The following is a 23283-nucleotide window of genomic DNA, read 5'->3' as shown; positions in this document are numbered from 1 at the left end:
GAGATAACGACGTTTCGGCCAAACCTGAAAGCAAAGCTGCGCAGCAACGAACGATTTCCCACACGTGTTGCCCACCGAACCTACGAAAACCATCCGGGGTTTCCCACGATTTCAATCACCATGCTCTGACCACCCGGATTTACAGATGCCGTCTAAGCTCTGGAGGGTCGATTTGCCTTGGTTCACGGAGGACTGAATATGCTGTTGTTGTGGATACTGGTTTTGATCGTCGGCGTGGCGTATCTCGCCCATCGACGCATCGCCCCGCTGCCCGCGTTGGGCATCGTCGCCGTCTATTTGCTGGCGATGGGGATTTTCAGTCACGCGCCGGGCTGGCTGCTGTTCATTTTCTGGGTCTTGCTGGCAGTGGTCGCCGCGCCATTGCTGTTGCCTGACCTGCGCCGCAAACACTTCACCGCGCCACTGTTCAACTGGTTCCAGAAAACCCTGCCGCCGATGTCGCAGACCGAGCGCGACGCAATCGACGCCGGCACCGTATGGTGGGACGGCGAGCTGTTCAGCGGCCGTCCGGACTGGGACAAACTGCTGGCCTATCCCAAAGTGCAGCTGAGCGAAGAAGAACAGGCCTTCATCGATGGCCCGACCGAGGAACTCTGCGCGATGGTCAGCGACTGGCAGATCGGCCAGTCGATGGATCTGCCGCCCGAGGCCTGGACGCACATCAAGGAACACGGCTTTTTCGCCCTGATCATTCCCAAGGAATACGGCGGCAAAGGCTTCTCCGCCTACGCGCACTCACAAGTGGCGATGAAACTGGCCACCCGCAGCGGCGACCTCGCCTCTACCGTGATGGTCCCGAACTCCCTCGGCCCGGCCGAACTGCTGCTGCATTACGGCACCGATGAACAGCGTAATCACTACCTGCCGCGCCTCGCCCGTGGCGACGATATCCCGTGCTTCGCCCTCACCGGTCCGCTGGCCGGCTCCGACGCTGGCGCGATGCCCGATACGGGGATCATTTGCAAAGGCCAGTGGCAAGGTGAGGAAGTCATCGGCCTGCGCCTGAACTGGGAAAAGCGCTACATCACGCTGGGCCCGGTCGCGACCCTGCTCGGCCTGGCATTCAAAGCCTACGACCCGGATCACCTGCTCGGTGAAGAGGAAGACCTTGGCATCAGTCTGGCGCTGATCCCGACCGATACCGCAGGCGTGGAAATCGGTCGTCGTCACCTGCCGCTGGGCGCCGCGTTCATGAACGGCCCGAACTCCGGCAAGGACGTGTTCATTCCGCTGGACTACCTGATCGGTGGTCAGGAAATGCTCGGCAAGGGCTGGATGATGCTGATGAACTGCCTGTCGGTCGGGCGTTCGATTTCGTTGCCGGCCGTCGGTACCGGCGCGGCCAAGTTCACCAGTCTGGTGACCGGCCAGTACGCGCAGATTCGTGAACAGTTCAATGTGCCGCTGTCGGCGTTCGAAGGCATCCAGGAAGCGATGGCGCGCATCGGCGGCAACGCGTGGATGATGGACGCCGCCCGCATGCTCACCGCCAACGCGGTGGACCTCGGTGAAAAACCTTCGGTGCTGTCGGCGATCCTCAAATATCACCTCACCGAACGCGGCCGCGAATGCATCAGCCACGCCATGGATGTGCATGGCGGCAAAGCGATCATCATGGGGCCGAACAACTACCTCGGCCGCAGCTGGAACGGCGCACCGATCTTCATCACCGTCGAAGGCGCAAACATCCTGTCACGCAACCTGATGATCTTCGGTCAGGGCGCAATCCGCTGCCATCCGTTCGTACTAAAGGAAATGGCCCTGGCTGGTCGTGCGGACAAGGAACAGGCACTCAAGGAGTTCGATGGCCTGCTGCTCAAGCACATCGGCTTCGCGGTCAGTAATGCCGCCAGTACATTGGTGCTGAACCTCGGGCTCGGTCACTTCGAACATGCACCGGGCGACAGGATCAGCCAAGGCTACTTCCGCGCGCTCAACCGTCAGGCCGCCGCATTCGCCATGCTTGCCGACTTCAGCATGATGCTTCTGGGTGGCGAACTGAAACGTCGCGAACGCCTGTCGGCGCGGCTCGGTGATGTGTTGAGCAACCTGTATCTGGCCTCCGCCTCGCTCAAGCGTTATCACGACCTGGATTCGCCGGCCTACATGGAGCCGCTGTTCCGCTGGGCCATGGAAGAAAGCCTCGGCCAGTCGGAGCGCGCGCTGGATGAACTGTTGAGCAACTTCCCGAACAAGGTCTTCGGCTGCCTGCTGCGGGTTATCGTGTTCCCGTTCGGCCGCCGACACAAAGGCCCGTCGGACAAACTCGGCGCCGAAGTCGCTGCGGTCATCGGTCGCGCCAAAGGCGATCCGGCCCTGGAAGAACTGCTCGCCGGCTGCTACCGCCCGCAATCGCCGGACGATGCCGTGGGCGCACTGCAACACGCCAGCGACCTGCTCAACGCTGCGCAACCTCTGCACAAAAAGCTGCACATCGCGCTGAAAAGCGGCCAGGTCAAACTGACAGCAGACGAACATGCCATCGACGCCGCCCTGGAGGCCGGCGTGCTGCAAGCTGTCGAAGCGCAAAGCCTGCGCGACGCCGAAGCGGCCCGCCGCAAGGTGATCGACGTCGATGATTTCGCCAAAGAAGAACTGACCCAGGCAGAGGGCAAAGTCCGCTGAACCCGGTTTATGTGAAAAAACGGCGCGAGGGCTTTATACTCCCGCGCCCGTTTTGCTCTTGAGGACTTATCTCGTGTCCAACGTCGTTGCCGATCATCTCGTGTTGCTCGACCACCTGCGCAGTATCCTGGTCGCCGTAGGTGAGGCCGAACAAGTGCCCGAAGAAAGCCATGCCCTGTTCCTCGAGCGCTTCGACGAACTGCTGGCCTCCCTGCCGATCGATCCTATCGAAAGCCAGTACCTGGGTCAGGACATCCTCACCCAAGTCATAACCCGCTACCCGCAAATCGCCCACCTGATCCCCCGCGACCTGCTGTGGTTCTTCGCCGGCGACTGCCTGCACTACCTCTCCGACGAAGAAATCGACCTGTACCAGGCCCTCGAAGAACGCCGCTACGAAGCCGAACAGAACGACGAACCGTTCGACTGGAACCAGGAAAAACAACTGCTGGCCATGTCCGCACAGGACAGCAAGCACTGATTCTCGACTGGTAATCAAAGGCCCGCATTGGAGATTCCATGCGGGCCTTTTTTTAAGATCAAAAACACCCTCACCCTAGCCCTCTCCCGGAGGGAGAGGGGACTGACCGCGTTGTTTGGACGAGGTACGCCGACCTGGAATTACCGAGTCGAATGCAGATTCTGAAAAACCCGCAAATCGGCTCCCTCTCCCTCGGGAGAGGGCTGGGGTGAGGGGCGAATCCAACGCAGATCCAAAGCAGACCACAAGTTTTTCACCACTCAACAATGAGCGTTAGCTCGAGTGCTTTTGATCTTGATCCACGGGCGACGTCGGAAGGCTGAGTGGAGGGATCGATCCCGCAACGAAGGAACCCGAGCCTGCGAGGGCCGAACGCAGGAGCTAGCGTTTTGGTTACTTTTTGGCGTCTGAAAAAGTGACTCGCCGTAAGGGCGAAACCGCCATCAGCAACACCCGAAGCAACGGATATACACCCAAAACTTCAAAGCAACCCCTCACTCTCAGGCAACTCATACGCCACAGCCGCATTGCTCCCGCCGGCCGACTTCCCGGGCCTGCCCAACGTCGGCTCCTTCTGCAGACACTCCACCAGATAATCAATAAACACCCGCAACTTCGGCGGCAAATAACGCGTCGGCGAATGCAGCAACCACAACCCGCCATGGTAAGAGGCCAGAAACGTCCAGTCCGGCAACACCTGCACAATCAACTTCTGCTCCAACGCATACCGCGCGGTGAAATACGGCAGACTGCCAATCCCGATGTGCTGCAATACCGCCCCCAACCGCACGCCAGTGTGATTGGCGGCATAGCGCCCCCGCACACCGACCGTGACAGCCTTGCTGCCCTTCTTGAATTTCCAGCGCGCATCGCTCGGGGTTTCACCCAGATAAATACAACTGTGATTGAGCAAGTCGTGAGGATGCGTCGGCGTGCCGTGTTCGGCCAGGTATTGCGGCGTGGCGCAGAGCAAATGATCGATAGTCAGCAACTGCCGACCGACCAGCCCGGCCGGCGGACGATCAGTGATACGAATCGCCAGATCGACATGATCATCGATCAGATCCACCTGACGATCCTCCAACAGCAACTCCACATCGACCTTGGGATAGCGGCGCAGAAAATCCGGCATGTGTGGATGGATCACAAAGCGCCCTACCGCCTTCGGCACGCTGACCCGGACCAGACCTTCCGCTTCGTGGGTGAACTGGCCGCTGATCTCCATCACCGACCTGGCCGCACTGACCATTTCCTGGCAACGCTTGAACACCTCTTCCCCGCCATCGCTCAAACGCAATTTGCGGGTGGTGCGTTGCAGCAAGCGCGTGGCTAACGCCTTCTCCAGTCGGGAAATACTGCGACTGACCGCCGAGGGTGAGGAACCCATCTGCCGGGCCGCTTCAGAGAAGCTGCCGGTCTCGACAACCTTGACGAAAATCGCCATTTCACCCAGCAGCGGCAGCGGAAGATTGATGCTCACAACGCACAAGTCCTTTGATGTTCGAATGGATTATCACGTTATTGCACGATTCATATAATAAAAACAGAACTTCGATCAGGGCATGGAATATGACGCTTCGCCTGTTTTTTCACAGTGATGACCTCAAGGCGAATGTCGAAGTCCTCGACTGCACACCCCACGAGCACGAATTCGCCGTAGTGCTGCGCGCTACTCTGTTCCACCCGCAGGGCGGCGGGCAGCCTTGCGATACCGGCTGGATCGGTGAAAGCCAGGTCTCGCGGGTGGTGCAAGAGCCGGAGCGCATTGTGCATTTCGTCGACCGACCAGTGCCGCTGGGCATGACCGTCATCCGGGTCGATGAACAGCGCCGCCGCTTCAATACGCGCATGCACTCGGCCGGGCACTTGATCGGACATTTCATTCAGGCCATGGGCTGGATGCCGATCAAGGCGCATCACTGGCCGGACGAAGGTCGGGTGCAATTCAAGCCGGGTGATGGCGCTGAAGAGGTCGACGCGCCAACGCTGCAAACCGGCATCGAGCAGTGGATCGAACACGATCTGCCGCGCCTGACCTCACTGCGCGAAGGCGCGCGGGAAATCAGTTTTGGTGAACTGCCAGCCTATGGCTGCGGTGGCACCCACGTACGCAGCCTGAAGGATCTGGGCACAGTCACGATCGCGTCACTTTCGCAGAAGAAAGGCACGCTGTCCGTCCACTACAGCGTGGATTGAGCATTTCGGACGTTGCCGTCGCGCAGCGTCCGCCGCCGGGGAACCGCAATCGCCGGTTCCGTTGACTATCGATAGATGGACCTAAACAAATGATGCTAGACGTCGAGCGTCTCGATGAGACGTGCATAAAAAAACTGGCCAACGAAGAAGTCCTCGCCATCCGCGTCAAACGCTTTCTGCCCGAGCCGCTGGCAGTCGAGATTGGCGACAAGATCCTCGCCCCGGGCTTTGAGGGCTACATCAACGCACCGAGCATCGGCCGCATCGGCATGGCCTTTTATGAGGCGGAAAACCAGCCGCTGCTGATCGAGGACTACTTCGAACGCGCCACCCGCAACATCGACGAACTGCGCCAGCGCTGCGCGCCCTACTCTTCGCCGATCGACACCCTGCGCTGCATGCTCGACGAATCCTGGCCCGCCGGCGCGCATCTGGAAAACCTCTACGGGCGCAAGATGTATGTCGGCTTGTCGCGGGTGGTCAAACCCGGCGTGTGCTTTCTCGCCCACCACGACATCTTCGCCAAGGACGCTCCGGACAGTTTTCAGGCACGCAGCCTGGAAGCGCAATTCGCCTGCAACGTTTACCTGAACATGCCCACCGAGGGTGGCGCTTTGCAGATGTGGGAAGACGACATCACCCCGGACCAATTCGACGAAATGCGTGGCGACAGTTATGGCATCGAGCCATCGCTGCTGGGGCCACCAGCGCTCGAAGTGCGCCCGCAGCCCGGCGATTTCATCATGTTCAACTCGCGCCGCATGCACTCGGTGACCCCGGGCGTAACGGATCCGCGTTTGAGCCTGTCGTTCTTTGTCGGCTATCGCGGCAATGCTTCCCCTCTGACTTTCTGGAGCTGACATGCTTTCCAATTACCTGGGCGAATTTCTCGCATTGGCGACCATCCACTTCCTCGCCGTCGTTGCACCCGGCCCGGACTTCGCCGTGACCATCCGCCAGAGCGTGCGCTTCGGACGCCTCGTCGGCATCTGCACCGCGCTGGGCATCGGCGCGGGGATTTCCGTGCATGTGCTGTATACCTTGCTCGGCGTCGGCGCCTTGATGCACACCACGCCTTGGCTGCTCACCGTCGCCAAGGTTGTCGGCGGTGCCTACATCCTTTATCTGGGCGTCAGCCTGATCCGCAGCAAACCGAAAAGCAGCGTCGAAGGCGAAAAAAACGCTGACGAGCCGCTGGTCGAACAGTCGCTGTTCAAAGCCTTCAGCACCGGTTTTCTGACCAATGCGACCAACCCCAAGGCCACGCTGTTCTTCCTGGCGATCTTCACCACGATCATCAGCGCCAGCACACCGCTGCAGATCCAGGCGTTCTATGGATTGTGGATGTGCTTCGTCAACGCGCTGTGGTTCGTCATCGTCGCGCTGTTTTTCTCCAGCAACAAAGTGCGCCTGCTGTTCATGCGCCTTGGACATTGGTTCGAGCGTAGCATGGGCGTCATTCTGATTCTGTTCGCCGGACGCCTGATGCTGTCGATGTAATCCACCCAAAAAAGTCCCGGCCATCATCCGCCGGGACTTTTTCATTTGTGCGTCTCTTTTGCATTTCTGTGCGACAGATCAAGTTTGCGACTCCCTCTCCCAGCGCTCGCAGTGTTAGGTTTACAAAATGTTTCTGTCGCAAGCGTCAGAAATACTTTCCCAATCCTTTGCAAAGGAATGCCTGTTCCATGGTCTTTTCCCTGAAAAAACTGGCCGCCGCCACTCTGGTCATGGCCAGCCTCGCCACGTTTACCAGCGCCGCACAAGCCAACATCACTGCCGAGCAAAGCGCAGCGATCCTGAAATCCTTCGACGGCAAGAGCTTGACGGATTTCCGCAGCTTCCTAGACAGCCTGGCGAAAAGCGACCTGGCCAAGACGGATAACCTCAACCCGTCCATCAGCGCCTTCCTCGACAACAAGCCCCTGAATGCCGAACAGCAGAATGAAATCCACCGTCTGCTGGGTATCTACACTCGAGTGAAATACGGCAAGGCGGCGCTGGAAACCCTGCGTCAACTCGTCGAGATTCCAACCTTCCGCAAGGACGGCGTGGCGCAGCACGACAACCCGGAATTCATCAAAATTGCCGGCGAGATTCAAAAGCTCTCCGAATCCTTTGGTTTGAAATTCCGCAACATCGATAACCGTGTCTACGAAATATCTCTGGACGGCAAAGGCGACGAAGTCGTCGGTATTCACGCGCACGCTGATGTGGTGCCAGTGACCCCGGAAAACTGGGTGCTGAAAGACGGCACCAAGCTCGACCCGTTCAAAGTCACGCTGATTGGTGATCGCATGTACGGTCGCGGTACCGAGGATGACAAAAACGCCATTGTCGTCGCGCTGTACGCCATGAAAGTGATCAAGGACGAGAAGCTGCCGCTGGCACGCAATTTCAAATTGCTGGTCGACACCACCGAGGAAACCAGCGGCGACGCCATCCCGTACTACTTCGAGCGCAACCCGACGCCGAACTACAACATGGCGCTGGACGGCGGCTATCCGGTGGTGATTGCCGAGAAAGGCTACGGCACGGTGATGGCCAACTTCGCCAAGCGCAAAGGCGAAGGCAACGGCGCGGAAATCGTTTCGATGACCGGCGGCAAGGCGACCAACCAGATTCCATCGGCTTCGGTGGTCACCCTGGTAACCGACAAGCCTGCCGAGCTCGCCGCCAGTCTGCAAAAATCCGGCGACGCCTATGCCAAAGCCAACGGTGGCGACTTCCAGGTCGCTGCGAAGGTTGATGGTAAAGACGTGAAACTGACCGTCACCGGGGTTTCTGCGCACTCCTCGGAACCAGAGTCCGGCGTCAACCCGGTCGCGCGGATGTTGAGCTTCATCAACAGCCTGGACGGCAAAGTCGCGCTCAAGCACAACCAGTTCACCGACGCGGCGCGTTATGCCGACGACAACTGGGGCCTGGATTACTTGGGTAAAAAACTTGGCGTGGGCTTCTCCGATTCGTTCATGGGACCACTGACCACCTCGCTGACCTATGTCGGCGAGGACGACAAAGCCTTCAAACTGGCGGTGAACCTGCGGGTGCCGAAGGGTAAATCCCCGGAAAAGCTCAAGGCCGAGATCGCCGAGAAACTGGACGCCTGGAGCAAGAAGACTCACGTTGCCGTGGCGTTCGACTACTCAGTGGCAGAACCGATGTACCGCAATCCCGAAGGTGAGTGGGTCAAGGCGCTGCTCGCGGTGGCCAGCGAAAACCTCGGCATGAAGTCGGAATTCGGTACTTCCGCTGGCGCGACTTCGGTTCACGAATTGCCGAACGGCGTGCAATTCGGCCTGGCGCGACCGGAAGCCAAATACACCGGGCACACCGATGGCGAATTCAAGACCGTCGACCAGTTCCTGCTGGATCTGCAGATCGTCACGGAAATGATGGGGCGTGTCGGGCAGTTGCCGAAGCTCTGATGCGCTGTTTTAACCCGGTCGCTTGTGACCGGGTTAAACATAAGGAAGGACCCGCATCGGGTCCTTTTTTTTGCCCCCACAAAACGCGCGCGTCGAGGCTGTCAGCCCCCTGAGCAGGTCGGAGTTCGATCGCCTGCAACCGTCACCCAACTTCGTTGCACTTGCAATCACATGCAAGCCTTGAGTAAGGTGCAGGCACGACGGAACGTACGGAGATCGTGGAATGATGGGCTTTTCCAGCTTCACTAAGACGCCAGAAACCAGCCTGGCCGCTCAGGCCTGCATCGATAAGATCCGCACAGTTCCACCGCAGCAGACTGCGGGCTCTTCCTCGCCGCTGCTCACCATGGTCGATATCGCCAATCGCCTCGAGAGGGATCCGGGAACAGCCATGCATATCTGGGTCATCCGCTCCAGCAAACAGAGCCAAACCGCAAATGCCCACACCCGGATCAGCGCCTGGCCCCTGCGTTTGAACGCCACAGCCCGCTGCAGTGAGAGACCGCTGCTGTACCTGACCACTTCGGCAACATCGGCCGAGTTGTGTGCACTTTCCAATGAATCGGCCCATCGCGGCATTCTGTGCAATGACATCGAAACCTTGCCTTCACGCTGGCCCAAGGGGGCTCATCCCTGGGTGCCACTCTGGCTGGTCGCCAACACGCACTGCCTGCCCTTTGACCCCGCCAGCGGTGCCGAAGCGCAGGCCATTACCCTGGCGGCTTTGCAAAGTCTGTATGTGGAAGGCAACGACGGTTTTTATTACATGGCACTTCACGATGAGCCCAGTGACTTCATCACTCCAACCAACCGACTCCGCGCCAGCGAAGCTTTCAAGGGCATGTACCGGCTCAGCAGCATCGATGTCGATTCAGCGCGCCCTAAAGTGCGCTTGCTCGGGGCGGGGCTGGCGTTGCAGTCGGTGACGACGGCGGCGCAGCTGCTACGCGAGGACTGGGGCGTGGCCAGCGAACTGTGGAGCTGCCCCAGCTATACCCGCCTTGCCCGCGATGCGGACAATGCGCACCGCTGGAATCGCCTGCATCCGGAGATGCCGCGCAGGTCAGCGCATTTGTTCGATTGCCTGGACAACGAGGATTGGCCGGTGGTGGCCGTGACCGGGTATGGCCGGCATGTCGCCGAGCAGATCGGTGCACATGTGAAATCACGGTTCGTGGCCATCGGTGCCGACTCGATCGGGTCCGCCATGGGCCGGGGGGATGAGCGCTGGATCGTGGGGCTGGCCCTGCAGGTTCTGGCTGAGGAAGGCGTCATCAGCCGAGCGTTCATCCAGCAGGCCATGAATCGGTACCTGCTCCAATGAAAAGCCCCCTCACTTCCCCCGCCCACTGCTGCGCGCCGCGCTGGCCGCGCGCTCGAGGGCATCGCTGAAAAGCCGTTGCTCGGCGTCGTCAAATTGCGACAGGAACAGTTCGTCCACTGCGCCTTCGTAGATGGCCCACATTTTCTTGCGTAATGCCTTGCCCTGCTCGGTGATGCTGGCATACGCGCCGCGACCGTCATCGCTGGCGCGGCTGCGGATGACCAGACCTTCGGCTTCCAGGCGGTCCACCAGACGCGTCAGGTTGTAGCGCTCGATGGCCATCACATCCGCCAGTTCGTTCATTCGCCGGCTGCCATCGGGGCCGCTTTCCAACCCCCATAACGCGTCGTACCAGGCATAGGCCGGAAGCCCGGCGGCCGCCAGCCGACGCTCGATCTCGCGGATCAGGCAGCGGTGTGCCCTGACGAATCTGAACCAGGTATCCGGCTCGTTGGAAGACATGCATCACCTTTTTCATGAAATCGATTTAGTTGCAATTGTAGCGCACGGCAGGCTAAGTTCTTTCACGTAGTTGCAAATGCAACTACAAACTCGAAGGCTGGCGCTGACCCACGCCCCTTGGTCAGGCACCAAACGACTCGGTGCTGCTGCAATGTTCAGGAGACGACAACGATGGCACAACAACCCGCTTTTCTCGACGAGGATCCACAAGAGACTCGCGAATGGCTCGAATCGATTGAGTCGGTGGCGAGTGTCGAAGGACGCCCTCGCGCCCACTATCTGATCGATCAGATGCTGGATTTCGACGCCAACCGTCACGGTGACTTCTACGGGCGCGTGACGACGCCCTACGTCAATACGATCCCGGTCGAACGCCAGCAACCCTACCCCGGCGACCTGGCCGTGGAGCGCCGGATCAATGCCTATATTCGCTGGAATGCGCTGGCCATGGTGCTGCGCGCCGGCAAACATTCGAACGTGGGCGGACACATTGCGTCCTACGCATCGGCGGCGGTTTTGTACGACGTCGGCTTCGAGCATTTTTTCCGTGGCCGCACCGAGCAGTTCGCCGGCGACATGGTGTACATCCAGGGCCACTCCTCACCTGGCATCTATGCACGGGCGTATCTGGAAGGACGCCTGAGTGAAGAGCAACTGGACAACTTCCGCCGCGAGACCGATCGTGACGGTATCTCATCCTATCCCCATCCGCGGCTGATGCCGGAGTTCTGGCAATTCCCGACGGTGTCCATGGGGCTCGGGCCAATTACCGCCGCGTATCAGGCCCGGTTCATGCGTTACCTGGAGGACCGCGGGCTGAAGGAACATCAGGGGCGAAAAGTATGGGCATTTCTCGGCGACGGTGAAATGGACCAGCCGGAATCCCTGGCGGCGATTTCGCTCGCAGGCCGGGAAAAGCTCGACAACCTCATCTTTGTCGTCAACTGCAATCTGCAGCGCCTGGACGGACCGGTGCGCGGCAACAGCAAGGTGATTCAGGAGTTCGAAAGCCTGTACCGGGCGGCTGGCTGGAACGTACTCAAGGTAATCTGGGGCAGCGGCTGGGATGCCCTGTTGCAGAAGGACAGGACCGGCCTGCTGCGCCAGCGGATGATGGAGTGCGTCGACGGCGACTATCAGAACTACAAGTCGCAGAACGGCGCCTATGTGCGGGAGCATTTTTTCGGCAAATACCCTGAGCTGCTGGAGCTGGTCAGTGACCTGAGCGACGACGACATCTGGAAACTGTCCCGTGGTGGCCACGATCCGGAGAAAGTCCACAACGCGTACGCCGCCGCCATGCGCCACATCGGCGGACCGACCGTGATCCTCGCCAAGACGGTGAAGGGTTTCGGCATGGGCGAAGCCGGTGAAGGCCAGAATATCAACCACCAGCTCAAGAAGATGGGCGACGACGCGGTCAAGGCGTTCCGTGATCGGTTCGGACTGGAACTCAGTGATGATCAGCTCGGCGACATGCCTTACCTCAAACCGGCTGCGGACAGCGTCGAAAGCCTGTACCTGCAAGCCAGGCGCAGCCAGTTGGGCGGTTACATCCCGGCCCGTTTCAATGCCGTGGCACCATTGCAGGTCCCGCCTTTGTCGACGCTGGATACACAGCTCAAAGGGACTGGCGAGCGGGCGATCTCCACGACCATGGCGTTCGTGCGCATCCTCGGCACGCTGCTCAAGGACCCGAACATTGGCAAACTGATCGTGCCGATCGTGCCCGATGAATCACGCACCTTCGGTATGGAAAGCCTGTTCCGCCAGATTGGCATCCACTCCCACGTCGGCCAGCTCTATACGCCTCAGGACGCCGGCCAACTGAGTTATTACAAGGAGGCCAGAGATGGCCAGATCATGCAGGAAGGCCTGAACGAATCCGGCGGAATTTCTTCCTGGATCGCCGCGAGCACTTCCTACAGCACCCACGCCGTAATGACGGTGCCCTTCTATATTTTCTACTCGATGTTCGGCTTCCAGCGCGTGGGTGACCTCGCTTGGGCGGCAGGTGACGCCCGTGCCCGGGGCTTCCTGCTCGGCGCCACGTCCGGCCGGACCACGCTGATGGGCGAAGGCCTGCAGCACGACGACGGCCATAGCCATGTCCTGTCTTCCACCATCCCCTGCTGCGTGTCCTACGACCCCACTTACGCCTATGAATTGGCGGTGATCATCCAGGACGGGATGCGGCGGATGTACGTCGAAAACGAGGATATCTTTTACTACATCACGCTGCTCAACGAGAACTACGCCCATCCGCCGATGCCCGAGGGTGTCGAGCAAGACATCCTCAAAGGCATGTACCGGCTCAGCGCCATTGCGCAGCCCGCCGAAGGCAAGCATGTGCAACTGATGGGTTGCGGTTCGATCCTGCAGGAAGTCGTCGCCGCAGCCCAATTGTTGGAGCAGGATTTTGCCGTCAGCAGTGACGTATGGAGCGTCACCAGCCTGACCGAACTGCGTCGGGAGGGCCAGGATGCCGAACGCTGGAACCTGCTTCATCCACAACAGACGCCTCGCATCAGCCATGTTGAAAGCTGCCTGCAGGATGCACAGGGTCCGGTGGTGATCGCGACCGACTATATGAAAATATTCGCCGACCAGATCCGCCCGTTCGTGCCCAATCGCCGCTTCGTCGCCCTGGGCACTGACGGTTTCGGCCAATCGGACACCCGCGAATCGTTGCGTCGGTTTTTCGAAGTGGATCGCCATTTCATTGCCTTGGCGGCCCTGAAAGCGCTGGCTGACGACGGAGCGATAACACGGGAAAAAGTCGCCGAGGCGATTGTTCTTTATGGGATTGACCCCGAGAAGCAGAATCCTGCAGCTGTATGATTGGGTGATTCCATTGAAACTGGAAAGGCACCCTGCACTGGTTCCAGGGCAGGGTCCTTTTTTTTGCCGCTACAAAACGCGCACAAACAAAAACGCCGATCATCACTGATCGGCGTTTTTGTGAAATTGGAGCGGGAAACGAGACTCGAACTCGCGACCCCGACCTTGGCAAGGTCGTGCTCTACCAACTGAGCTATTCCCGCAAATGGCGTCCCCTAGGGGACTCGAACCCCTGTTACCGCCGTGAAAGGGCGGTGTCCTAGGCCACTAGACGAAGGGGACACGCTACCCGGAACACATGGTGTGTGTTTCGGTGTCCAGATCCGCATCCGAAGACTTGGTTCTGGTTTCACTCAGCACAGCCCGAAAGCACTGCTGTTTAAAATTGGAGCGGGAAACGAGACTCGAACTCGCGACCCCGACCTTGGCAAGGTCGTGCTCTACCAACTGAGCTATTCCCGCATTGGCGTCCCCTAGGGGACTCGAACCCCTGTTACCGCCGTGAAAGGGCGGTGTCCTAGGCCACTAGACGAAGGGGACACACTACAACATTCACTCCCTGCCGCGTTTCGCTGTGTGCTTTACGCTGCAAGTGGCGCGCATTCTATGGATGGATTGAGAGGTCGTCAACCCCCTGATATAAATTTATTTAAATCAATGACTTCGACCTGGATTAAGGGCTGCGCAGGGCTTTTCCGTCATCCGAAACCTGACGCCTATATTCCGCCACTCGCCAAGACGTTATAGTCCACCGCACAGTGATGGCAATCTGCACATCAAGCGCCAGCATTCATCTATACAGCCGGCGGCCGATACAGATTGCAGCAGCCGATCAAACCCGTCGAGCGGCGCTAGGCGCCTAAATGCCCAGCCACTACACTCGCATGCGAACCCTATAAAGAGGTCTTACCGGTGACACCACTCATGATCACCCTGCTAGTCGTAGCCGGGATCGCAATTCTGATCGCCATTGGCTACATGAACCATGTGGTGGAAAACAATAAACTGGAGAAGGCCCGCACCAAAGTCGAACTCAACGACCGCCTGCGCCGCTGCGGTGAACTGACCGAAACCTTCCCCGGCCAGTTCATGACCCCGGCGCTCAAGCTGCTGCTGACCCGCCTGGAACTCAACGTCTGCCAGCGCCTGCTCAATCTGGAAACAACCAGCGCGACCAACAAGGCCCGCATCACCGAACTCAGTGCCCTGGTGGCCCAGGGCGAATCGATCCCGGTCAACAACCCGCCGGCGCCGATCCTGACCGAAGCCAAGGCCAAAGACGTACGCTTCCTCCTCGAAGCCCTGCACGGCCAGATCACCCGCGCCGCCCACGACGGCTTCCTGCCACCGAACGAAGCCAAACAATGGATTCGCGAAGTGCGCCACATCCTTGTTCTGCTGCACATCGAATTCTTTAACAACCTGGGCCAACAGTCCCTGCAACAAAACCAACCCGGCCAGGCCCGCCTCGCCTTCGAACGTGGCGTGCAATATCTGCGCAAACAACAGGATCCGCAGATGTACGCCGAGCAACTGCAATACCTGGAGAAACTCCTCGCGCGCGCCAATGCCCAGGTCATGGACAAGATTGCCCCGGTTGAAGGTGAAGAAAACCAATTGACCGCTGGTTTGAAGGATGTCGAAGCGGATGCGGACTGGAAGAAGAAAGTGATTTACGACTGAGGCGCGAATGCCGGGAAAGAAGCCACCGTAATCGGTGGCTTCTTTGTGGGGGGGGTTAAAAGAGGGTGTGATTTGAAGATCGCCATCGCGAGCAGGCTCGCTCCCACAGAAAAGCAAAGTCAAAAGCAAAAGATCGCAGCCTTCGGCAGCTCCTACAGGCGGATCGCGTAAAACTCAAGAACAGGTCGGCTGTCAGGCCGCCTTCGCGAGCAGGCTCGCTCCCACAACAGCAACAGCAACAGCAACAGCAACAGCAACAGCAACAGCAAAAGATCGCAGCCTTCGGCAACCCCTACACACGATGAGCGCAAGCTCGAGTAGCTTTTGATCTTGATCTGGGAGCCCGTCGGCAGGCTGAGTGGAGGGATTGATCCGGGCGTGGGAGCGCAGCGACCGTACGACGCAGTCGTACACAGCGGGAGGAGGTGCAGCGAAGCAAACCGGAGACGCTGCGCCCGGATCGATCCCGTAGCGAAGGAACCCCGAGCCCAAGCGAGCGGGCCGAACGTCAGGGCACAGCCTTTTGGTTCCTTTTTGGCGTTTGAAAAAGGGACTCGCCGTAAGGGCGAAACCGTAATCAGCAACCCCCGAAGCAACGGATATTCACCCAAAACCCCAAGAGCCTGGTCGGCCCAGAGGCCGCCAAGGCTCAAAGCCGAAAATGCCCAACCATCGAGCGCAACTCCCCCCCCAACTGCGCCAGCTCAACACTCGAAGCCGCATTCCCGCGCATCGCCAGCGAAGAGTGATCCGCGCTCGCGCGAATCTGCGTGACACTGCGATTGATTTCCTCCGCCACCGAACTCTGCTCCTCCGCCGCCGCCGCAATCTGCTGATTCATCTGCTGAATCAACGACACCGCCGCCGCAATACTCCCCAGCGCACTCTCGGTCTGCAACGCATCACTGACCGCCAGCTTCACCAGCTCGCCACTGCTGCGAATCTGCTGCACCGACGACTGCGCCGCCGCCCGCAAGGCACTGACCAGACGCTCGATCTCCTCGGTCGATTGCTGCGTGCGCCGTGCCAGTGCGCGCACCTCATCGGCCACCACCGCAAATCCCCTGCCCTGCTCACCGGCCCGCGCCGCTTCGATGGCCGCGTTCAGCGCCAACAGATTGGTCTGCTCGGCCACGCTCTTGATCACCTCCAGCACCGTGCCGATATTCTGAATCTCGGCGCTGAGGCTCTCGATACTCGAACTGGCGGAAGTCGCCGAATCGGCCAACTGCTCGATCCGCGCCATGCTCTGGCGCACAACCTGCTGGCCGCTCTCGACCTTGTCATCCGCTGTCTGCGCTGCCAGCGCCGCTTCTTCGGCATTGCGCGCGACGTCATGCACAGTGGCGGTCATCTGATTCATGGCCGTGGCCACCTGCTCGGTTTCTTCTCTCTGGCTGTTGACCTCCAGGTTGGTTTGCTCAGTCACTGCTGACAGCGATTGCGCGGAACCGGCCAGGCGTTCGATCCCGGCCTGCAAGCCACTGACAATCGTGCCAAGGCCTGCAGCCATCTGCTGCATCGCCAGCATCAACTGACCCATTTCATCGCGGCGCGTCACCTCGACCTTCGCCGTCAGATCACCCGCAGCAATCTGCTGAGCCACGCGAATCACACTGCGCAGCGGCGCCACGATCAGCCGCGTGATCACCCAGGCGGCGAGCAATCCGACCAACAAGGCCAGCGCCGAGGAGCCGATGATCAGCATCGAGTTCTTCTTCAGCTCGGCCTGCATCGAAGCGTCTTCGGCGACATAGGCCTGATTCACTCGATCCATCACCTGCGCGGCACGCTGATGCAGTTGGTCGTAGACAGTTTTTTCCTGCGCCAGCAGGCCAGTGTATTCAGCGAGTTTTTCGTTGAACCCGGCGATGTGCCCCGACACCTCATTGAGCACGGTCAGATAGCCCTCGTCCTTGACCGTGGTTTTCAGCGCCTCGGCCTGCTCTTGTGCTTGCGCCGCCTGTTCAATATTGCCTTGACCCGCATTGTCGGGATCGCCCTTGCGACTCTGATCCAGGCGCACGCGCGCTTCGTTCATTGCCTGCAACATCAGCCGCGAGACCTGACTGACCTGACTGGCCTGTTCGATGAACTGGGCGCCGTCCTTGCCCTCGGTGTCTTTGAGCGTGTAGGCGCCATCATCGGCGAGCCCGGCCTGCAACACGTCGAGATTATTCGCCACGCTGGACACCGACCAACTGGCCATTTCCAGCGCGAGGTCCTTGGCCTGGCTCAGCGAAACGAATTCATCGAACGCCTTGCGATACGCGCCCAGCGCTTGCTCGACATCGCTCATCACCGGCACATTGGCCGGCGTATGCGCCTTGAGCTCACCGGCAAGGACGATCAGCCCATCGACACCTTCGCGCAGGGCATCGGCGGTTTTCGGATTGCCACGCAGGGCGTACTCCTGCTCGAGCAGACGCACCTTGAGCAGGCCGCTGTTGAGCGCAGACATCTGCTTCAAGCCGTCGAAACGCAGACTGATGGCTTGCAGGGACCAGACCCCGATCGCCGCGACCAATGCAGTCAGCAGCAAGACCAGCACAAATCCGATACCCAGTTTTTTCGCCATACCGAGGTTGGCAAAACGTCCTTGCACGGCCGAAATCATTGCGCGTAGTCCCCTGCCAAAGTCTGTTGCCGAAGATTCGCAACGGGCTCGGACCAGCACAAGTCTCGGGCGTCGGAATAATGGCAAAAAGCTACGCCCGCGTCGTTTTCAGAATGCTGGAGGTCGATCCGCGCAGGTATTGCGGAAAAACTGCCGGGCACGCGGGTCGCAGGCACAGGCGACATTGATGCGCTGCCAGTCACCGGCCTCGCCGCTGGGACTGAAGGCGTCCGCTGCCGATAACTCCAGCCCGCAACGCTGCGCCTGCCTGCGCACCAACGCCTGATCCTTCAACCGCGCCCGCGCCCAGATGAACAGCCCGCCAACCGGCTTGCCGAACACTTCCCAGTCGGCATCTTCCAGGGCCTGCAGGGCCGCCGCGCGATCAGCATTCAAGCGCTGGCGCTGACGCTGCACCAGTTTGCGATACGCGCCCGTCGCCATCAGGCGGGCCAGCACTGCCTCGGCCAGCCTTGAACAACCCAGGCCGCTGATCATCTTGACCTCGGCCAGGCGCATGACGAGTTCGCGCTCAGCCAGCACAAAACCCACCCGCAACGAACTGCTCAGGGTCTTGGAGAAACTGCCCACATAGATGACCCGCCCCTCATGGTCCAGCGCCGCGAGGCGGGTGCCGTTACCCGTGTGCAGATCGGCATAGACATCGTCCTCGATCACGCGCAGATCGTAGGTCTTGCTCAGTTGCACGATGCGCTGGGCGACAGCGGGCGTCAGGCAACTGCCGGTGGGATTGTGGTGGTGACTGCCGATGAACAAAGCGACGGGACGAAACTGACGCAGCACCGATTCAAGCATTTCGATGTCCGGCCCGTTCGGCGTACGTCGGACTTCGAGCATGCGTACGCCGTGCATGCGCAACAGGTCAAACAACGGTGCATGACCAGGCGTTTCTACCACCACACAGTCGCCGGCCTTGAACAAGGTGCGCACGATCAGATCCAGCGCATGACTGGCGCCGCTGGTGCTCATCAACCGGCTGCCACAGGCTTCGATATTCATTGCTTTGAGACGCTTGACGATCTGCTCGCGCAACGCTGGCAGGCCCAGCGGCGAGCTGTAATTGAACAGACTGGCCATGTCGGTCCGCGCTACCTCACGTAACGCGTAGCTGAGGTCGTCGGGCTCACGCCAGCTCGGCGGCAGGCTGCCCTGCCCCAGCTTAAGGCGACTGGTCGTGGCGCTCATCTCATCACACCAGGCATGGCGCCCCTCGAACACGCCCAGTTCCGGCTCTGCACCGCTCACGGTCGCCGACGCCGCGACGATAAATCCGGCCCCCTGACGCGTGGTCAGGATACCCTGCGAAACCAGGCGCTCGCAGGCTTCGACGACGCACGACTGGCTGAGCAGATTGCCCCGGGCGATTTGCCGCACGGAGGGCAACCGGGTGGCCGGCGGGATGCCGCTTTGCACGATCCAGTCCGTCAGTCCGTCCACAATCTGCTGCACGACCGGCACCATTGCCTGTCGGTCAATTCTCAGTTCCATGAGCTCGCAAACTCCTGTCAGTTTTGCTGGCAGCAGTAAATCACAGCCGCGCCGCCGAGGCTGTGCGACAACGCCGCCAAATGCAGCAGTTCTAACTATTTGATACACATTGTTTAACGGATTCACGCCCACAGAACGCGGGACAAAAAAACCCGCACGAAGGCGGGCTCTTTAGAAGCGGACACATTCAGAACGCCGTCACGCCACCGTCCACCGCCAGTGAGTGCCCGGTAGTGAACGCCGCGCCATCGCTGCACAGGTACAGCACCGCACTGGCGATTTCCTCGACCTTGCCGATGCGCCCGACCGGGTGCATGGCGTTGGCGAATTCGCCCTTCTTCGGATCGGCTTCGTAAGCACGCCGGAACATGTCCGTATCGATCACCGCCGGGCACACCGCGTTGACGCGGATTTTCTTCTTCGCATATTCGATTGCCGCCGATTTGGTCAGACCGATCACTGCATGTTTCGACGCTGCGTAGATACTCATTTTCGGTGCCGCGCCCAGCCCGGCCACCGATGCCGTGTTGACGATCGCCCCACCGCCCTGAGCCAGCAGCAACGGCAACTGATACTTCATGCACAGCCAGACGCCTTTGACGTTGACGCCCATGATCGCGTCGAATTCGTCGAGCGAACCGTCGGCAAGTTTGCCTTTCTCGATTTCGATCCCGGCGTTGTTGAAGGCGTAGTCGAGCCGACCGTAGGTATTGATCACCTCGTCCATCAGATTTTTTACATCACTTTCCAGCGTTACGTCGCAGCGCACGAAGGCCGCTTCGCCACCGGCTGTACGAATCAGCGCCACCGTGCCTTCACCACCGGCCGCATCCAGGTCAGCCACCACGACTTTCAGGCCCTGCGCGGCAAACGCCAGAGCGGTCGCCCGGCCGATGCCGTGGGCCGCTCCCGTGATTACAACCACCTGACCGGAAAACGTCATGCTCATGGATATGTCCTCGAAGGCAAAGAAGCCGGGATGTTGGCGTTGCAGCATAGCCAGCTGCGGTAACGGTGCGTCAGCACTATCCAGAAGCCGTTTATGGGTCCATGCGTTGCAGTGATAAAACCCCACCTGCAACCATCACTGCACTGGATCGACCTGCATTCGCCGGATAAGCCAACCTTGCGACATCGGCGCTGAAGGTCTATCAACAAAGCTTCATTCCGTTCGAGTGCCTGTCATGACCAACCAGACCAATCGCCAGTTCCTGCTCGCCAAACGCCCAGTGGGCGCCGCGACCCGCGAGACTTTCACTTATCAGGAAGTACCGGTCGGCGAACCACAGGCCGGACAGATTCTGGTCAAGAACGAATATTTGTCTCTGGATCCGGCCATGCGCGGCTGGATGAACGAAGGCAAGTCCTACATCCCGCCGGTCGGCCTCGGTGAAGTCATGCGCGCACTGGGCGTGGGAAAAGTCATCGCCTCGAACAATCCCGGTTTTGCCGTGGGCGATTACGTCAACGGTGCCCTCGGCGTGCAGGATTATTTCCTCGGCGAGCCGCGCGGCTTCTACAAGGTCGATCCGAAACTCGCACCATTGCCGCGTTACCTGTCTGCGCTGGGCATGACCGGCATGACCGCCTACTTCGCCCTGTTAGATGTGGGCGCCCCAAAAGCCGGTGACACCGTGGTGCTGTCCGGCGCGGCAGGTGCGGTGGGCAGCGTCGCCGGGCAGATCGCCAAAATCAAAGGCTGCCGCGTCGTCGGCATTGCCGGCGGTGCCGACAAGTGCAAATTCCTCATCGACGAATTGGGCTTCGACGGCGCCATCGATTACAAGGCTGAAGACGTGGTGGCGGGACTGAAGCGCGAATGTCCGAAAGGCGTCGACGTGTACTTCGATAACGTCGGCGGCGACATTCTCGATGCGGTGCTGAGCCGCTTGAACATGAAGGCGCGGGTGGTGATCTGCGGCGCGATCAGCCAGTACAACAATAAAGAGGCGGTCAAGGGGCCCGCCAATTACCTGTCACTGCTGGTCAATCGCGCGCGTATGGAAGGTTTTGTGGTGATGGACTACGCCGCGCAGTTTGCCAGTGCCGCGCAGGAGATGGCCGGCTGGATGGCCAACGGGCAGCTCAAGAGCAAGGAAGATGTGGTTGAAGGGCTGGAGACGTTCCCGGAGACGCTGATGAAACTGTTCAACGGTGAGAACTTTGGCAAATTGGTGTTGAAGGTTTAAGACAGAAGATCAAAAGATCGCAGCGTTCCGCAGCTCCTACAGGTGTTCACATGGCTCTGTAGGAGCTGCCGAAGGCTGCGATCTTTTAGGCGATTTCGGCTACGACCGCGGCCAAGGCTTGGGCCGGGTTCGCCGCCTGGCTGATCGGGCGACCGATCACCAGGTAGTCGGAACCGGCATCCAGCGCCTGACGCGGGGTCAGAATGCGGCGCTGATCGTCCTGCGCGCTGCCCGCCGGGCGAATCCCCGGGGTGACCAGTTGCAGCGACGGGTGCGCGGTTTTCAGCGCCGACGCCTCCAGCGCTGAACACACCAGACCGTCCATCCCGGCCTTCTCGGCCAGGGCCGCCAGCCGCAGCACTTGCTCCTGCGGTTCGATGTCCAGACCGATACCCGCCAGATCCTCGCGCTCCATGCTGGTCAGCACGGTCACACCGATCAACAGCGGTTGCGGGCCGCTGCGCTTGTCCAGCTCTTCACGGCAGGCGGCCATCATGCGCAGGCCACCGGAGCAGTGCACGCTGACCATCCCCACGCCCATCTCCGCAGCGGCTTTCCCGGCCATCGCCGTGGTGTTGGGGATGTCGTGGAATTTCAGGTCCAGGAACACTTCGAAGCCCTTGTCACGCAGGGTGCCGACGATTTCCGCCGCGCAACTGGTGAACAGTTCCTTGCCCACTTTGACCCGGCACAGTTTCGGGTCCAACTGGTCGGCCAGCTTCAGTGCGGCGTCACGGGTGGGAAAATCCAGGGCGACGATGATAGGAGTCTGGCAGGCGGACATGGATGGGCTCTCAGGCTGGTCGAAAACGGCGCGCATTGTAGCGGAACCGGCGGCGGCGCGGCACCCGATGATCGGTAAATCGTCGCGCCGGCGGTGTTCAGCGTAGCCGCCACGGTCATTGTGGCGACTCCGATACACAACCGACACGCCGGCAACACGCACCCGGGTTAGCCTCGCCCGGCGCAACACGCCCTTACAACAGCACTTCCCGCCTCCCGGCTGGACGCCTATGCTGAAACCACCCCTGGTAGTGAACAGCCCCATGCCCAACGCCCCGACAACCGTGACGGATGAAAGCAAAGACGACAAGCGCTGGAGCATCCGCGCGCTGATCGTCGACGATGACGTGCCGATCCGTGAGCTGATGATCGATTACCTCGCCCGCTTCAACATCCACGCCAGCGGCGTCACCGACGGAGCGGCAATGCGCCAGGCGCTGCAGGCCGAACACTTCGATGTCATCGTCCTCGACCTGATGCTCCCCGGCGAGGACGGTCTGTCGCTGTGCCGCTGGCTGCGTGCCGAATCGGACATCCCGATCCTGATGCTCACCGCTCGCTGCGAACCCACCGATCGCATCATCGGCCTGGAACTGGGCGCCGACGACTACATGGCCAAGCCTTTCGAACCGCGCGAACTGGTGGCCCGCATCCAGACCATCCTGCGCCGCGTGCGCGACGACCGCACCGAGCAGCGGGCGAACATTCGCTTCGACCACTGGCGCCTGAACAGCGTCCTGCGCCAAGTGATCGCCGACGACGGCCTGGTAGTGCCGCTGTCCAACGCTGAGTTCCGCCTGCTCTGGGTCTTCCTCGAACGCCCGCGCCGCGTGCTCAGCCGCGAACAACTGCTCGACGCCGCCCGCGGTCGCTCGATCGAAGCATTCGACCGCAGTATCGATCTGCTGGTCTCGCGCCTGCGGCAAAAACTCGGCGACGACCCGAAAGCCCCGCAGCTGATCAAGACCGTGCGCGGTGAAGGCTACCTGTTCGACGCGCGGGACATTGGCTGATGAGGGTGCGCTTCGACACATTGTTCGGCAGGCTATTCGGTGTGCTGTTCGTGGCAATTGTCCTGGCCCACCTGCTGGCCTTCGCCTGGTTCAAGCTCTACGGCCCTCCGC

The 23283-nt window shown here is 60.2% G+C and carries 17 protein-coding genes, 4 tRNA genes and 2 pseudogenes; 12 read left to right on the top strand and 11 right to left on the bottom strand.

The window, feature by feature from the left end; all coding sequences use genetic code 11:
* The first annotated feature begins 198 nt into the window (after positions 1-198).
* Positions 199-2646, top strand: coding sequence for an acyl-CoA dehydrogenase (locus AEQ63_RS00665; protein WP_064361445.1), 2448 nt, complete (start codon positions 199-201; stop codon positions 2644-2646).
* Between the two features lie 73 nt (positions 2647-2719).
* A complete protein-coding gene (locus tag AEQ63_RS00660) occupies positions 2720-3127 on the top strand; it encodes a PA2817 family protein (protein ID WP_007967565.1) in 408 nt (135 codons plus the stop codon).
* 481 nt (positions 3128-3608) lie between these two features.
* Here the strand turns inward: AEQ63_RS00660 and AEQ63_RS00655 are convergent, their stop codons facing one another.
* The gene (locus tag AEQ63_RS00655; protein WP_064361444.1) at positions 3609-4607 is read right to left on the bottom strand and encodes a LysR family transcriptional regulator; all 999 of its coding nucleotides are present in this window, start codon (positions 4605-4607) and stop codon (positions 3609-3611) included.
* Positions 4608-4696: 89 nt separating this feature from the next.
* Between AEQ63_RS00655 and AEQ63_RS00650 the strand changes: the two genes are divergently transcribed.
* The 5 genes from AEQ63_RS00650 (at position 4697) to AEQ63_RS00630 (ending at position 10075) form a co-directional block, all read left to right on the top strand.
* Positions 4697-5323, top strand: coding sequence for a hypothetical protein (locus tag AEQ63_RS00650; protein WP_064361443.1), 627 nt, complete (start codon positions 4697-4699; stop codon positions 5321-5323).
* An 89-nt stretch (positions 5324-5412) separates the two neighbouring features.
* Positions 5413-6183, top strand: coding sequence for a 2OG-Fe(II) oxygenase (locus tag AEQ63_RS00645; RefSeq protein ID WP_064361442.1), 771 nt, complete (start codon positions 5413-5415; stop codon positions 6181-6183).
* Between the two features lies 1 nt (position 6184).
* Complete coding sequence (locus AEQ63_RS00640) at positions 6185-6823, top strand: LysE family translocator (protein WP_042610677.1); 639 nt, start codon at positions 6185-6187, stop codon at positions 6821-6823.
* A 188-nt stretch (positions 6824-7011) separates the two neighbouring features.
* Positions 7012-8751: a dipeptidase gene (locus tag AEQ63_RS00635; RefSeq protein WP_064361441.1), complete on the top strand. Its 1740-nt coding sequence runs from the start codon at positions 7012-7014 to the stop codon at positions 8749-8751.
* A 223-nt stretch (positions 8752-8974) separates the two neighbouring features.
* Positions 8975-10075 carry a transketolase-like TK C-terminal-containing protein gene (locus AEQ63_RS00630; protein ID WP_152972313.1) on the top strand — a complete coding sequence of 367 codons (1101 nt, stop codon included), beginning with the start codon at positions 8975-8977 and terminating at the stop codon, positions 10073-10075.
* Between the two features lie 9 nt (positions 10076-10084).
* Here the strand turns inward: AEQ63_RS00630 and AEQ63_RS00625 are convergent, their stop codons facing one another.
* Entirely contained in the window at positions 10085-10537 is a 453-nt protein-coding gene (locus tag AEQ63_RS00625; RefSeq protein ID WP_064361440.1) for a MarR family winged helix-turn-helix transcriptional regulator, read from the bottom strand.
* A gap of 171 nt (positions 10538-10708) precedes the next feature.
* On the opposite strand from AEQ63_RS00625, the gene aceE reads away from it, so the two are divergent.
* Positions 10709-13378, top strand: coding sequence for a pyruvate dehydrogenase (acetyl-transferring), homodimeric type (gene aceE, locus AEQ63_RS00620; RefSeq protein ID WP_064361439.1), 2670 nt, complete (start codon positions 10709-10711; stop codon positions 13376-13378).
* A 127-nt stretch (positions 13379-13505) separates the two neighbouring features.
* Here the strand turns inward: aceE and AEQ63_RS00615 are convergent.
* From AEQ63_RS00615 to AEQ63_RS00600, 4 genes are all read right to left on the bottom strand, one after another.
* Positions 13506-13581 (bottom strand) — tRNA-Gly (locus tag AEQ63_RS00615).
* 3 nt (positions 13582-13584) lie between these two features.
* A tRNA-Glu gene (locus AEQ63_RS00610) sits at positions 13585-13660 on the bottom strand.
* A gap of 104 nt (positions 13661-13764) precedes the next feature.
* A tRNA-Gly gene (locus AEQ63_RS00605) sits at positions 13765-13840 on the bottom strand.
* 2 nt (positions 13841-13842) lie between these two features.
* Positions 13843-13918 (bottom strand) — tRNA-Glu (locus tag AEQ63_RS00600).
* Between the two features lie 384 nt (positions 13919-14302).
* On the opposite strand from AEQ63_RS00600, the gene AEQ63_RS00595 reads away from it, so the two are divergent.
* Positions 14303-15061, top strand: a complete 759-nt coding sequence (locus tag AEQ63_RS00595) for a hypothetical protein (protein WP_064361438.1) — start codon at positions 14303-14305, stop codon at positions 15059-15061.
* A gap of 649 nt (positions 15062-15710) precedes the next feature.
* Here the strand turns inward: AEQ63_RS00595 and AEQ63_RS29215 are convergent.
* The 4 genes and pseudogenes from AEQ63_RS29215 to AEQ63_RS00580 all read right to left on the bottom strand — a co-directional run bounded on the left by AEQ63_RS29215 (position 15711) and on the right by AEQ63_RS00580 (position 20136).
* Positions 15711-16574 carry a methyl-accepting chemotaxis protein gene (locus AEQ63_RS29215; RefSeq protein WP_411269064.1) on the bottom strand — a complete coding sequence of 288 codons (864 nt, stop codon included), beginning with the start codon at positions 16572-16574 and terminating at the stop codon, positions 15711-15713.
* Positions 16572-16769 (bottom strand): annotated as a pseudogene (locus AEQ63_RS29210) (HAMP domain-containing protein); the annotation flags it as partial. The gene AEQ63_RS29215 and the pseudogene AEQ63_RS29210, both read right to left, overlap by 3 nt.
* Positions 16770-17786: 1017 nt before the next feature.
* Entirely contained in the window at positions 17787-19187 is a 1401-nt protein-coding gene (locus AEQ63_RS00585; RefSeq protein WP_042610672.1) for an aminotransferase-like domain-containing protein, read from the bottom strand.
* A gap of 187 nt (positions 19188-19374) precedes the next feature.
* Positions 19375-20136, bottom strand: a complete 762-nt coding sequence (locus AEQ63_RS00580) for an SDR family oxidoreductase (RefSeq protein WP_042610735.1) — start codon at positions 20134-20136, stop codon at positions 19375-19377.
* Between the two features lie 235 nt (positions 20137-20371).
* Here AEQ63_RS00580 and AEQ63_RS00575 point away from each other — a divergent pair, with 235 nt between their 5' ends.
* Positions 20372-21376 (top strand): NADP-dependent oxidoreductase, encoded by a 1005-nt coding sequence (locus AEQ63_RS00575; RefSeq protein ID WP_016773662.1) that lies wholly within the window; start codon positions 20372-20374, stop codon positions 21374-21376.
* Positions 21377-21461: 85 nt separating this feature from the next.
* Here AEQ63_RS00575 and pyrF read toward each other — a convergent pair whose 3' ends face one another.
* Positions 21462-22160, bottom strand: coding sequence for an orotidine-5'-phosphate decarboxylase (gene pyrF / locus AEQ63_RS00570; RefSeq protein ID WP_064361436.1), 699 nt, complete (start codon positions 22158-22160; stop codon positions 21462-21464).
* Between the two features lie 262 nt (positions 22161-22422).
* On the opposite strand from pyrF, the gene AEQ63_RS00565 reads away from it, so the two are divergent.
* Both AEQ63_RS00565 and AEQ63_RS28860 read left to right on the top strand, forming a co-directional pair.
* Complete coding sequence (locus tag AEQ63_RS00565) at positions 22423-23172, top strand: response regulator (RefSeq protein ID WP_064361435.1); 750 nt, start codon at positions 22423-22425, stop codon at positions 23170-23172.
* Positions 23172-23283, top strand: a pseudogene (locus AEQ63_RS28860) (two-component sensor histidine kinase); the annotation flags it as partial. The gene AEQ63_RS00565 and the pseudogene AEQ63_RS28860, both read left to right, overlap by 1 nt.

The sequence above is a fragment of the Pseudomonas sp. RIT-PI-o genome, from assembly GCF_001297215.1.
GTDB classification, from domain to species: Bacteria; Pseudomonadota; Gammaproteobacteria; order Pseudomonadales; family Pseudomonadaceae; genus Aquipseudomonas; species Aquipseudomonas moraviensis_A.
This window is presented reverse-complemented; position numbering and strand designations above follow the sequence as displayed.